This window comes from Pseudomonas massiliensis (assembly GCF_000826105.1).
In the GTDB taxonomy this organism is placed as follows: Bacteria; Pseudomonadota; Gammaproteobacteria; order Pseudomonadales; family Pseudomonadaceae; genus Aquipseudomonas; species Aquipseudomonas massiliensis.
In genome coordinates, this window is record NZ_CCYK01000007.1 from 41,646 (window position 1) to 54,326 (window position 12,681).

Genomic DNA, 12,681 nt, shown 5'->3' on the forward strand with positions numbered 1-12,681 from the left:
GTGGCCAAGGCGCCTACAAGACGGGCGCCACAGGCATCGGTCGCGCACCAAAGCGGGGCGTACAGCTTTGTTGAAAACGGATAGACCCCGCCTCGGCGGATGTCCGAGCATGGCCCCAGCGAACCGGCAGCGTGCCGGCGCACTTGCTCCCAGCGAAGATGGCAGAGGCCACATGAACAGCAGCGTTGCAGCGCCCCTTAGCGAGTGGTTGAAAACCTACGGCATTACCGAAGTGGAATGTGTAGTCAGTGACCTGACCGGTATCGCCCGCGGCAAGATCTTGCCCACCAACAAGTTCCTCAACGAGCACGGCATGCGTTTGCCTGAAAGTGTGCTGTTGCAGACGGTGACCGGCGACTTTGTCGATGACGAGATCTACTACGCGCTGCTGGACCCTGCCGACATCGACATGAACTGCCGCCCAGATCCGACCGCGGCCTATGTGCTGCCGTGGGCCATCGAGCCCACCGCGATGGTGATCCACGATACCTTCGACCGTTATGGCAACCCGATCGAGCTGTCGCCGCGCAATGTGCTCAAGCGTGTGCTGGCGCTTTACGCCGAGCAGGGCTGGCGGCCTGTGGTGGCGCCGGAGATGGAGTTCTACCTGACCCAGCGCTGCGACGACCCGGACCTTCCACTGCAAGTGCCGCTAGGGCGTTCCGGCCGGCCGGAGAGCGGGCGGCAATCGTTTTCCATCGAGGCGGCCAACGAATTCGACCCGCTCTTCGAAGACGTCTATGACTGGTGCGAAGCCCAGGGCCTGGACCTGGATACGCTGATCCATGAAGACGGCCCCGCCCAGATGGAGATCAATTTCCGTCACGGCGACGCCCTGGACCTGGCCGACCAGATCACGGTGTTCAAGCGCACCATGCGTGAGGCCGCGCTCAAGCACAACGTGGCCGCCACCTTCATGGCCAAGCCGATCACCGATGAGCCGGGCAGTGCCATGCACATTCACCAGAGCGTGGTAGACCTCCATACTGGCAAAAGCATCTTCAGCACCGAAGACGGCAGCGCCAGCACGCTGTTCCTGAATCACATCGGTGGCTTGCAGCGCTATATCCCCGAAGTGTTGCCCTTGTTCGCGCCCAACGCCAACTCGTTCCGGCGGTTCCTGCCCGATACCTCCGCCCCGGTGAACGTGGAGTGGGGGGAAGAGAACCGCACCGTGGGCCTGCGCGTGCCAACTTCCACACCTCAAGGCCGACGCGTGGAAAACCGCCTGCCCGGCGCCGACGCCAACCCCTACCTGGCCATTGCCGCCAGCCTGCTTTGCGGCTACCTGGGCATGATCGAGGGTTGCCAGCCGAGCGCACCCGTACAAGGGCGTGGTTATGAGCGGCGTAATCTGCGCCTGCCTCTGACCATCGAGGATGCGCTGGAACGAATGGAAGGCAGCGCCGCGCTTATCCGTGTATTAGGGGCTAAATTCGTTCAAGGCTACGCCGCAGTCAAGCGGGCGGAGCATGAGAACTACAAACGTGTGATCAGCTCGTGGGAACGTGAATTCCTGATGATGAGTGTCTGAGCCTGCCCACCTTCCCACCCCTGTTGGAGGCACCATGAAGTCATTTGTCGCAACGCTTTGTTCGTCGGCCGTACTGCTGGGCGCAATGGCCCAAGCCCATGCTGAAGGCGGCACGGTAAAGATCTATAACTGGACGGACTATATCGGCCCGACCACCCTGGAAGACTTCGAAAAAGCCACTGGCATCAAGCCGGTCTACGATGTATTCGACTCCAACGAAACCCTCGAGGGTAAGCTGGTCACCGGGCATAGCGGCTACGACGTAGTGGTCCCCTCCAACCATTTCCTGGGGCGGCAGATCAAGGCTGGCGCCTTCCAGAAGCTGGACCGCAGCAAGCTGCCCAACTGGAAGAACCTGGACCCACAGCTCATGAAGCGCCTGGAGGATAACGATCCGGGCAACCAGTACGCGGTGCCTTACCTCTGGGGCACCAACGGCATCGGCTACAACGTAGACAAGGTCAAGCAGGTCCTGGGTGTAGACAGGATCGATTCCTGGGCCGTGCTGTTCGAGCCCGAAAACATCAAGAAACTGAGCGCCTGTGGCGTGTCGTTCATGGATTCACCGGATGAACTCTTCCCCGCCATGCTCAACTACCTGGGCATGGACCCGCGGAGCGAAAAGGCCGAGGACTACAAGCGCGCCGCCGAAAAGCTCAAGACAGTGGCGCCCTACGTGACTTACTTCCATTCCTCCAAGTACGTCAGCGACCTGGCCAATGGGGATATCTGCGTGGCCTTCGGTTACTCCGGTGACGTGATCCAGGCCGCCAGCCGTGCCGAAGAAGCCAAGAACGGCGTGAACGTGGCCTACGTCGTGCCCAAGGAAGGCGGTAACGTCTGGTTCGACATGCTGGCCATTCCCAAGGACGCCGAGCACCCTGAGCAGGCCCTGGCGTTCATTAACTATGTGCTGGACCCGAAGGTCATCGCGGACATCAGCGAAACCGTGGGCTACGCCAACCCCAATCCGGCCTCCAATCCGCTCATGGGCGAGGCCATCACCGGCAACCCTGGCATCTACCCGCCGCCCGAGGTCATGGCCAAGCTCTATGTGTCCAGGGAATTGCCCAAGGACATCATGCGCCTGATGACCCGGGAATGGACTGAAGTCAAACGCACCCGCAAATGATGGAGCCTGCTATGTCCACCGCACTTCCCCATGTTGGCTCCTACTATGCCGCCAGTGTCGCGCCCGTGGCGTCACGTGCTTCCTTGCAAGGAGAGGTCAGCGCCGACGTTTGCGTGGTGGGCGGGGGCTTCACCGGGATCAACACCGCCCTGGAATTGGCCGAGCGCGGGCTTTCGGTCATCGTGCTGGAGGCCCAGCGCGTGGGGTGGGGCGCCAGTGGGCGCAACGGCGGGCAGCTGATTCGTGGCCTTGGCCATGACGTCGAGCGCTTCGAACACTTGCTGGGTGCCGAAGGGGTGCGCTTCCTGCAGGAGGCCGGCACCCTGTCCGTGGACATCGTGCGCCAGCGGGTCGAGCGACATCGTATCGACTGCGACCTGCGCTGGGGATACTGCGACCTGGCCAATAACGCCAAGCATTGGCAGGGGTTCCAGGAAGAACTGCAAGCCTTGCAGGCCCAGGGTTATCCTCATCCGCTCAAGCTGGTGACCAAGGCCGACCTGCCTCAGGTGGTCGCCTCGGATATCTACGCAGGAGGCCTGGTCGACATGGGGTCGGGGCATTTGCACCCGCTGAAGTTGATCCAGGCCGAGGCCGCCCTGGCCGAATCCCACGGCGCGGTGATCTACGAAGCTTCCCCTGTACGTCGGATCGAAAAAGGCGCCCAGGTGCGGGTGTTCACCGATCAGGGCCAAGTGAGCGCGCGTCAATTGGTGCTGGCCTGCGACGCTTTTCTCGACGATCTGGAGCCAGCGCTGGAGGGCAAGCTGTTGCCTGCCGGCAGCTACGTGATCGCCACCGAGCCCCTGGGTGAGGCGCGCGCGCGGGCGCTGATTCCGCAGAACATGGCGCTGTGCGACCAACGCGTAGCCTTGGACTACTACCGGCTGAGCGCGGACCACCGTTTGTTGTTCGGCGGTGCCTGCCATTACTCGGGACGGGATCCGGCCGACATCGCCGAGTACATGCGGCCGAAGATGGAGCGCGTGTTTCCTCAACTCAAGGGCGTCGGCATCGAATTCCACTGGGGCGGGATGATCGGCATCAGTGCCAATCGCTTCCCGCAGATCGGCCGCTTGCCCAGCGCGCCGAATGTGTATTACGCCCAAGGCTATTCCGGGCATGGCTTGAACGTCACACATTTCGCCGCGCGCATCCTGGCCCAGGCCATCGCCGAGCAGGAGAGCCGCGCCGTGGATCTGTTCGGTCGGGTGCCCCATCGCCGCTTCCCTGGCGGCAAGCGCCTGCGCTCGCCTCTGTTGGCGCTGGGAATGCTGTGGTACCGCTGCAAGGAGCTGGTGTAGCGGCCCGGGTCGATAACGCATGGCTGCACCGGTTTCCCAGGGCTGCCTCATGAAGGTTACCGCCGTGCTTCCCGGATGCCCGCCGTAAGGGACAGGCGTCACGTTCGTCGGCGGATACGGCAAGGATCTACTCCAGGGCTGCGTAGTGCCGATACAAGGTTGAGCACTATTGGGGGCCGGCCCATGATCCGAAAGATATCCATCGACGAGCTGACGTTAGGCATGTTCCTGCATGAAGCAGTGGGCAGCGGCATCACGCAGCCGTTATGGAAGGTCGGTTTCAAGGTCCAGCACCCGGTGGACCTGGAACGCATCCGGGCCGCCGGCCTGGACGAGGTGTACATCGACACCAGTCGCGGGCTGGACATCAGCTCGGACGAGCCGGTGGTCACCGTGGCGCCCGCTTCCCAGAGCCTGCGGGATGAAGTAGAGCAGGCCATCTCTGCCTGCTCGCGCGCCAAGCGGGCCGTGGCCAGCATGTTCAACGATGCGCGTCTTGGCCAAGCCATCACGAGCGAGGCTTGCGTGGCGGTGGTCGAGGAAATCTCCGCTTCGGTGATGCGTCACCCTCACGCGCTGATCAGCCTGGCCCGGCTCAAAAGCGCCGACGAATATACCTACATGCATTCGGTGGCCGTGTGCGGCCTTATGGTCGCCCTGGGCCGCCAGCTACAAGAGCCTGATGATGTGGTTCTGGAAATGGGAACGGCCGGTTTGCTTCACGACATCGGCAAAATGGCGATTCCTCTGGAAATCCTCAACAAGCCAGGGCGGCTGAGCGACGAGGAGTTCGCCGTGGTCCGCGCCCATCCCGGCAGTGGCCTGGAAATCCTGCGCCGCAGCGGCTTCCTGAGCGTGGCGGCCATCGACGTATGCCTGCATCATCATGAAAAATTCGATGGCACCGGCTATCCCCACGGGCTGTCTGGCGAGCTCATCAGCCCCATGGCGCGCATGGGCGCCATCTGCGATGTCTACGATGCCATTACTTCGGCCAGGCCTTACAAGAAGCCCTGGGGCCCCGCCCACGCCCTCAAGGAAATGGCCGGCTGGAAAGGGCATTTCGACCAGCACCTGTTCCAGGCATTCGTTCGTACCGTCGGGATCTACCCCGTGGGCGCGCTCGTTCGCCTGGCCAGCGATCGCCTTGCCGTGGTGGTCGAGCAGAATGAAACCGCCTTGCTGACGCCCCGGGTCAGCCTGGTGCTGGACTGCAAGCGGCGACAGTTGTTGAGCCCCGACTTGCTGGACCTGGCCAGCGGCGAAGATCGCATCGTTCGCATCGAACTGCCCGAGGACTGGGGGCTGCGTGATCTGGATCAAGCCTGGTCCAGCGTGCCGACCCAGCGGCGGCCCTTGTTCGGCTGAAGTTCCCGCTCAGTCGCCAGCCCAGGGAAACTTCACCGGCCGGGGTGACTATCCGCCAAGAAACCCGCAAAATGTTGAGTCTTTCGTGGCATGGCCACGATTACACATCATTGGATCTGTTGACTCTATGCGAATGCGCCTAATGCTGTTGGGCGGCGGTAGCGCCCTTGGTCAAGCGCTGATTCGCCAGGGGGCCGAAGAAGACATCAGCTTCCTTGCCCCGCGCCCGCCGCAAGACGGCTGGGATGCCGCAAGCCTGACCCAGTTGCTGGATGACACCCGCCCGGATGCCGTGGTCAATCTCGCCTACTACTTCGATTGGTTCCAGGCCGGCGAAGTCAGCGCACAGCGCCTGGCCGGACAGGAGCGCGCGGTGGAGCGGCTCGCCGAGCTTTGCCAGCACTACGGCATGATCCTGCTGCAGCCATCCAGCTACCGGGTTTTCGATGGCGCCCGCGCCACGGCTTACAGCGAGAAAGACGAACCGCTGCCCCTAGGGTTGCGCGGCCAGGCCCTGTGGCGAATCGAGCAAAGCGTACGCGCCATCTGCCCGCAGCATGTGTTGCTGCGCTTCGGCTGGCTGCTCGACGATAGCCCGGAAGGCCTGCTCGGGCGTTTCCTCGCCCGCGCCGAGCAAGCCGGCGCCCTGATGCTAGCCGACGACCGCCGGGGCAACCCCACGCCCGTGGACGATGCGGCACGGGTCATTCTTTCGGTGCTCAAGCAGCTGGATTGCTCGGCGCCGCTTTGGGGCACTTACCACTACGCCGGCAACGAAGCGACCACGGCCCTGGTACTGGGGCAGGCCATTCTCGCCGAAGCCGCCAGCCGACACCCCTTGCAGGTCCAGGCGCCAACGCCCGAGCCCCACGCGGCTCGCGCCGACGCGGCCGAGGAACCGCAGCATGCGGTGCTGGCCTGCAAGAAAATCCTTCATACCTTCGGCATCAAGCCCCGCGCCTGGCGCGCCGGGTTGCCGACCCTGCTGGACCGGTACTACCGCCATGGCTGACGGCCCTATCCTGATCACCGGCGGCGCCGGCTTCATTGGTTCCCATCTTGTCGATGCGCTATTGGCCCGCGGCTATGGCGTTCGCGTGCTGGATAATCTCAGCACCGGCAAGCGCGAAAATCTCCCTCTGGACAACCCTCGCCTGGAGCTGTGCACGGGCGACGCCGCGGATGCCGGCCTGGTGCTGGAGGCGGCCAAGGGGTGTAGCGCTGCCGTTCATCTGGCGGCGGTGGCGTCAGTGCAGGCGTCCGTGGACAACCCTGTCGCTACTCACCAGAGCAACTTCATCAGCACCCTCAATGTGTGTGAAGCGCTGCGCATCCATGGCATCCGGCGAGTGCTGTTCGCATCCAGCGCGGCCGTGTATGGCAACAACGGGGAAGGGCAGGCCATCGCTGAAGACCTGGCCAAGGCGCCCCTGACCCCCTATGCCGTAGACAAGCTCGCCAGCGAGCAATACCTGGACTTCTACCAGCGTGAGCATGGCCTTGAACCGGTGGTGTTCCGCTTCTTCAACATCTATGGCCCGCGGCAGGACCCTTCCTCGCCGTATTCGGGGGTCATCAGCATCTTCGCGCAGCGTGCCCAGGCCGGCCTGCCTATCACGGTATTCGGCGACGGCGAGCAAACCCGGGACTTTTTCTATGTGGGAGACCTTGTCGGCCTGCTGGTACAAGCCCTTGAGGCTGCTGCCATGCCGGTGGGGCCTTTCAACGTAGGGCTGAACCAGGCGGCCTCGCTCAATCGCCTGTTGCAGGCGCTGGGCGCCGTGCTCGGCGGTTTGCCCGCCGTGACCCACCAACCCGCCCGTGCCGGAGACATCAAGCACTCCCGGGCCGACAACCAGCGTTTGCTGGCGCATTTCCAGCTGGGAGAAACCACGCCCCTGGAAACGGGGCTGCGGCGCCTGCTGTTTTCCTGATGCCTTCGGCCGCACGGGCCAAGGTGGCCGGCGCGACTGCGGGAGGGTGATCGCGCCCGGCTTCGGTAGGCGGTACTAGAACCTGTAGCCCAGACCGACCATGTACACCCAAGGGTCTACCTCCACGTCCACCTTGGTACGGCCCACGCCCAGCGCGGTAGGGCCGTCCACGCTGGCCTTGGTGTTGATGTCCGCGTACCAGACGGCGGCATTGAACATCAAGTGATCGGTGAGCATGTAGTCCACCCCCAGTTGCCCGGCCAGCCCGATGGAGTCTTGCAGCTTGAAGTTGCTGAAGCCCTGGGCCTTGCGCTGGCTGCTCAGGTCTTCGTTATAGAAAAGGGTGTAGTTGACACCCAGGCCCGCATAGGGCTGCAGGCGTGAGCTGGGCGCCATGGGGTAGTACTGAAGCGACAGTGTGGGCGGCAATTGGCGAATGTCGCCCAGCTTGCCGTCCAGGCCGTCGATACCCGTGGCCGCGCTGATACCCTTTACGCCGACCCGATGCTGGAAGGGCGTGGCGGCCAGCAGTTCAATGCCCACGTGGTCGGTGATCATGTACGCCAGGGCCAGGCCCAGTTGTGTGTCGCCGTCCAGAGTCGCCTTGGTGCCGCTGACGCGGGTACCGTCAAGCTTGAGTTCACCGCTGTCTTCGTTGGGGGCAACCTTGGCCGCGCCGGCACGGATGATGAAGTCCCCGGCCTGGTGAGCGAAGGCCGAGGGGGAGGCGAGCGCCAGGGCAAGGACGGCGGCACCGAATACAGACGTTTTCATGAAAGCTCCATTGACGTACGAATGGCGCAATCCTGAACGTCTCACCTGGTGCGATTATTGACCTGGAGCAATAAATGACCGGCTAGGCCTGCGACAACCTGTCGCACGCCAGGCTCAGTCCGGCAGTTCGTAAGCGAAGATTTTCTCCGCCTCCAGCTGATAACCCGCTTCGGCCAGATCGCTGACACTGGCCTTGACCTGCATAGGGCCTTCGACCCAATAGGGCTGATACAGCTCCTCTACCTTCACGCCCAGCTCTGTATGCACATGGACGATCTGGTTCGAGGGAGGCGGTGGCACATGGATGCAGGCGCCGTAATAGGGCACCAGGAGAAAATCCGTGGTGCGGCCGTCGTCGTTTACCTCCAGCGGTACGATATAGCCGGGCAGGCGCACCCGCTGGCCATCCAGTGCCTTGACCACCGGGGCGTGCGGCGCCAACTGATGAGCCGCCGGCGCCGCTTCCACCAGTCCGGTACTCAGCTTGGACAGATCATGCATGGGGGTAAGCACCGGGGCGACCTTGGGCGCGTCCGGGGGGACCAGCGCCTCCCAGGTCAGCACCTGGATTTGATCCGCCGCAACGGTTTTCGCCAACAGCAGGAGCATGCAGAACCACAGGTAGCGCATCGGATTTCTCGTCATGGAGTCATCACGCCGCAGGCGGCCGCCTACAGGTGTACGGTAAGGCCATCGGCCAGCGATTGCCGGTAAGCCCGCCAGGCGGGGAGGGCGCCAATAAGCAAGGCCGCGATCAATACCAGCCCAAGCAGGGACCATTCATACCTGCCAGGCCACGCCAGGGGCAAGTACAGCCCATAGTTGGCCTGCACGAAGCCTTGGGCACCGGCGATGCCTGCGTACAGAAGCACCACCCCTGCCACTATCCCCGTCAACGCCAGGGCCCCGGCTTCAGCGATCATCAGAACGGCGATCTGCCATGGGCGGGCACCCACCGAGCGCAGAATGGCCATCTCCCGCCGGCGCTCGTTGAGGCTGGTCAGGATGGCCGTGAGCATACCGATCAACCCTGTGATCACTACGAACAGCGAGACCACGAACAGCGCCTGCTCCGCTGTACCCATCAGGCTCCACAGCTCTTGGAGCGCTACCCCTGGCAGTATCGCCAGCAGCGGTTCGTCCAGGTATTCGTTGACCTCACGCTGCAGCGCAAAGGTCGTTACCCGGTTGTTCAGGCCAACCAGCATCGCGGTAATGGCCTTGGGCGCAAGGTCCATGTGCCGGGCTTGTTCGGCGCTGATGCGTTGCTCGCCCCGGGCCGGCATGCCGTTGTGCCAGTCGATGTGCATGGCTTCCATGCCTGCCAGGCTAGTATGCAAGGTGCGATCGACCGGGGTGCCGGTGCGCTTGAGGATGCCCACCACCTTGAAGGGCTTGTCGTCGTGTTTGACCAGGCTGATGGTAGCCACGCCGTGGGCCAGTACCAGTTCGTCGCCCAGCTTGTAATGCAGGGCCTGCGCTACCTCGGCACCCAATACCACCTCGAAGGGGTCGTCAGCGAAGGGGCGCCCCTCGGCCAAGGCCAGCGCTTGCCCTTGGCCATAATGGTAATGCTCGAAGTAGTTCAGGTCCGTACCCATCACTCGATAACCGCGATGGGAGTCGCCCAGGGAAATGGGAATCGCCCACTTTACTCGGGGGTCGTTCGCGTAGTGTTCGTAGCTGCTCCAGCGGATGTTGTTGGTGGCGTTGCCAATGCGGAATACCGAGTACAGCAACAGGTTGATGGACCCAGAGCGGGCGCCTATCACCAGGTCGGTGCCGCTGATCGTGCTGGCGAAGCTGGCTCGGGCCTCGGTGCGCACGCGCTCCACTGCCAGTAGCAGGCAAACGGACACAGCGATGGCGAAGGCCGTCAACGCGGCGGTGAAACGGCGATTGCCCAGGCTTGCCAGGGCCAGGCGTAACAAAGGCATCAGGCCTCCGGCGCGCGTGCGGCGCGGTTCAGTTCAATCAAGGATTCAGCGCGGTCGAACAGTGTGGCCAGGCTCTGGTCGTGGCTGACGAACAGCAGCCCCGCGTCGGCGGCCCGGCACTCTTCGAACAGCAACCGCAGGAAAGCCTCGCGGGCGTCACTGTCCAGCGCCGAGGTCGGCTCGTCGGCGATCACCAGTTCCGGCTGGCCAATAAGCGATCGGGCCGCGGCGACCCTTTGCTGCTGGCCGATAGAGAGCGCGTCGGCGCGTCTTCCCCATAGTTCGTTCGACAGTCCAAGGCGCTCGAGGAGGGTATGTGCCGCCTGTTCGACGCTGCCGTAACGTTCCAGGGCGCGAGCCTTGCGCAAGCTCGAGAATTGACAAGGCAGCGATACGTTCTCGCGCACGGACAGGAACGGCAACAGGTTGAACTGCTGAAAGATATACCCGGTGTGGTCCACTCTGAAGCGGTCACGGGCGCCCTGCCCCAGCGCGGTCAGGTTCTGCCCCAGCAGCAGCACCTGACCACGGCCGGGCAATTGCACACCGCCCAACAGCCCCAGCAAGGTGGTTTTGCCGCTGCCGCTCGGCCCCTTCAAGAACAGGCTTTGGCCGCGGTCCAGCCGCAATGAAGGCAGGTCCAGAAGCTCGGGCTGGCCTGGCCAGGCGAAGCCCACTTCCTGGAGTTCGATCAAGGCTGCGGTCATGTTCAGAAAGCCAGCTTGCTGTTGTCCGGGGTGGCATCCAGGCCAACCTGGCCATTGGGGGTAATGGCTTGGACCAGCACCTTGTGGGTCGACGGGAAGGTAGTGAAGAACCGTGCCAGGTCCAAGCCCGTCAGTGCCTGGGGCTGCTCGCAATGGAGCTGGAAATGACCGTCCACATCGCTGTGCTCGTGGTGGGCGTCGGCGTCATGCTCATCGTGGTCGTGGTCGTGGTCGGAAGCTGCATTGCCAAAGAGGGGGCTGAGCAGCTCCTGGCGGGTCACGCTGCAACGGGCCGCGGCTGGGAGGTTGAACAGCTCCAGGGGCGCGGTCAGTTTTTCCCGCGCACGGGCAACGGCGGCACGGTCTGCATCGGACGTGGGTGCGTGCTCGAAGCCCACCAGGTTCATGCCCGGGCTATCCAGGTCCAGGGCGAGGGTTTGGCCATCCAGGGCGACATCCAGGCGGGCAGTACCATGCTCATGGGCGCCCAGGCTGCCATGACTATGGGGTGCCTTGGTCGCTGCGTGGCTCAGGCTGGGCAACAGGCAGAAAGAAAACACAAGAAGAGCATGGCGCATGGTGAGTCCGGTCCGCTGGAAATTGTTAGTTATGTTATAACGATTGCGGGCATCCCGCCTAGCCTCGCCGGTGAGGGTTTCATGTAAGCCATCATGACCCTAGCCGTAACACCCGTGCTATGGTCGAAATCCTATTTCGCGAGGTGAAGGAATGATCAGAATCACGGGTACCCTTGGCCAGTGGCCGGTGGACCTTTGCATCGAAATGGGCGAGGGCGATTGGGCTCGATTGCAAGGTGTGCTGCAGATTACCCCGGCAGATGAGGCCCACGCGCTGGAAAGGCCTGCTTCGCCTACGCCACAGGCGGCAGCGGCCAGCGACACGCTGTGGGATAGCGCGCTGGCCCTGGTCGAAGCCAGCGGCCAGATCAGCGGCCCGGCCTTGTTCGAACAACTGGAAGGGCTGGCCGGCAGTGCCCAGGCGGGCAAGCGGCTGTTGGTGCGCTTGCGCCACTGCTCACAGGTGCGGGTACTCAGTGGCGCCGACGCGCCACTGTACACCTGGGCTGGTCAGTAAAGCGCGGCGAAAAGCTTGCGGCGGTAGGTGGTCACCAGGGGGTGGTCATTGCCCAGCAAATCGAAGACCTGCAGCAGCGTCTTGTGTGGCAGCCCTTCGTTGTACGCCCGGTTGCGCTGGAACAGCTTCAGCAAGCCGTCCAGGGCCGCCTCGTACTGCTGGCGGGCCAGTTGGCGTACGCACAGTTGATAGGCGGCTTCGTCGTCGTTGGGGTTCTGGGCCAGTCGGCTTTTCAGCTCGGCGGCATCCGGCAGGTCGCCGGCCTGGCGCAGGAAGGTCAACTGCGCCTTGGCGCCCGCCAAGGCCGCCTTGTGTTCATCACCCGTAACCGCGTTAAGCACGGTCTCCGCCTCGCTCAATGCGTTGCGCTCAGCGAGGCAGCGGGCGTAGAGGATAAGCGCGCCGGCATTGCTGTTGTCGGTGCTGAGCAAAGCCTGCAAGGTGGCCTCCGCCTCGCTGTAGCGACCTTCGACGAACAGTGCCTGGGCTTGCTCATAAGGGTCTGCCGCAGCGGGGGCCGGCTCCGCCACGTGGGGCTCAAGCATCGCGCGGATCGCCGACTCGGGCTGGGCACCGGCGAAACCGTCCACCGGCTGGCCATCCTTGAACAGCACCACGGTCGGCAGGCTGCGCACGCCAAACATGGCCACCACCTGCTGTTCCACGTCGCAGTTCACCTTGGCCAGCAACAGCTCCCCTTGGTAGCTTTCGGTAATCTTCTGCAATATCGGCATCAGCGCCTTGCAGGGTGCGCACCAGTCTGCCCAGAAATCCACCAGCACTGGTTTGTGGAAGGAGTTCTCGAGCACCAGTTGCTGGAAGTTGGCATCGGTGGCGTCGAAGATGTAAGGGGTGTCCTGACTCATGGTGAATCCCGAAGAAGGCAAGGTTGATGA

The 12,681-nt window shown here is 63.3% G+C and carries 13 protein-coding genes; 7 read left to right on the plus strand and 6 right to left on the minus strand.

The window, feature by feature from the left end:
• The first annotated feature begins 172 nt into the window (after positions 1-172).
• From BN1188_RS10960 to BN1188_RS10985, 6 genes are all read left to right on the plus strand, one after another.
• Positions 173-1,534 (plus strand): glutamine synthetase family protein, encoded by a 1,362-nt coding sequence (locus BN1188_RS10960; protein ID WP_040261527.1) that lies wholly within the window; start codon positions 173-175, stop codon positions 1,532-1,534.
• Between the two features lie 85 nt (positions 1,535-1,619).
• The gene (locus BN1188_RS10965; RefSeq protein ID WP_232430953.1) at positions 1,620-2,666 is read left to right on the plus strand and encodes a polyamine ABC transporter substrate-binding protein; all 1,047 of its coding nucleotides are present in this window, start codon (positions 1,620-1,622) and stop codon (positions 2,664-2,666) included.
• Positions 2,663-3,970, plus strand: coding sequence for an NAD(P)/FAD-dependent oxidoreductase (locus BN1188_RS10970; RefSeq protein ID WP_088776206.1), 1,308 nt, complete (start codon positions 2,663-2,665; stop codon positions 3,968-3,970). The genes BN1188_RS10965 and BN1188_RS10970 overlap by 4 nt, the downstream gene beginning before the upstream one ends.
• 183 nt (positions 3,971-4,153) lie before the next feature.
• Entirely contained in the window at positions 4,154-5,338 is a 1,185-nt protein-coding gene (locus tag BN1188_RS10975) for a cyclic di-GMP phosphodiesterase (RefSeq protein ID WP_040261530.1), read from the plus strand.
• A gap of 127 nt (positions 5,339-5,465) precedes the next feature.
• Positions 5,466-6,350: a sugar nucleotide-binding protein gene (locus BN1188_RS10980; protein ID WP_040261531.1), complete on the plus strand. Its 885-nt coding sequence runs from the start codon at positions 5,466-5,468 to the stop codon at positions 6,348-6,350.
• A complete protein-coding gene (locus tag BN1188_RS10985) occupies positions 6,343-7,272 on the plus strand; it encodes an NAD-dependent epimerase/dehydratase family protein (RefSeq protein ID WP_040261532.1) in 930 nt (309 codons plus the stop codon). The genes BN1188_RS10980 and BN1188_RS10985 overlap by 8 nt, the downstream gene beginning before the upstream one ends.
• Positions 7,273-7,347: 75 nt before the next feature.
• Here BN1188_RS10985 and BN1188_RS10990 read toward each other — a convergent pair whose 3' ends face one another.
• From BN1188_RS10990 to BN1188_RS11010, 5 genes are all read right to left on the minus strand, one after another.
• Complete coding sequence (locus tag BN1188_RS10990; RefSeq protein ID WP_040261533.1) at positions 7,348-8,046, minus strand: OmpW/AlkL family protein; 699 nt, start codon at positions 8,044-8,046, stop codon at positions 7,348-7,350.
• Positions 8,047-8,160: 114 nt separating this feature from the next.
• The gene (locus BN1188_RS10995; protein ID WP_408633619.1) at positions 8,161-8,655 is read right to left on the minus strand and encodes a DUF3299 domain-containing protein; all 495 of its coding nucleotides are present in this window, start codon (positions 8,653-8,655) and stop codon (positions 8,161-8,163) included.
• A gap of 62 nt (positions 8,656-8,717) precedes the next feature.
• Complete coding sequence (locus BN1188_RS11000) at positions 8,718-9,983, minus strand: ABC transporter permease (RefSeq protein ID WP_040261535.1); 1,266 nt, start codon at positions 9,981-9,983, stop codon at positions 8,718-8,720.
• On the minus strand, positions 9,983-10,690 hold the full coding sequence (locus BN1188_RS11005) for an ATP-binding cassette domain-containing protein (RefSeq protein WP_040261536.1): 708 nt from the start codon (positions 10,688-10,690) through the stop codon (positions 9,983-9,985). Before BN1188_RS11005 ends, BN1188_RS11000 begins: the two co-directional genes overlap by 1 nt.
• 2 nt (positions 10,691-10,692) lie before the next feature.
• Positions 10,693-11,268, minus strand: a complete 576-nt coding sequence (locus BN1188_RS11010; protein ID WP_040261537.1) for a DUF2796 domain-containing protein — start codon at positions 11,266-11,268, stop codon at positions 10,693-10,695.
• Positions 11,269-11,419: 151 nt separating this feature from the next.
• Between BN1188_RS11010 and BN1188_RS11015 the strand changes: the two genes are divergently transcribed.
• A complete protein-coding gene (locus BN1188_RS11015; RefSeq protein ID WP_040261538.1) occupies positions 11,420-11,785 on the plus strand; it encodes a hypothetical protein in 366 nt (121 codons plus the stop codon).
• Here the strand turns inward: BN1188_RS11015 and trxA are convergent.
• Positions 11,779-12,651: a thioredoxin gene (gene trxA, locus BN1188_RS11020; RefSeq protein ID WP_040261539.1), complete on the minus strand. Its 873-nt coding sequence runs from the start codon at positions 12,649-12,651 to the stop codon at positions 11,779-11,781. The two genes, BN1188_RS11015 and trxA, sit on opposite strands and share 7 nt — an antisense overlap.
• Positions 12,652-12,681: the final 30 nt, after the last annotated feature.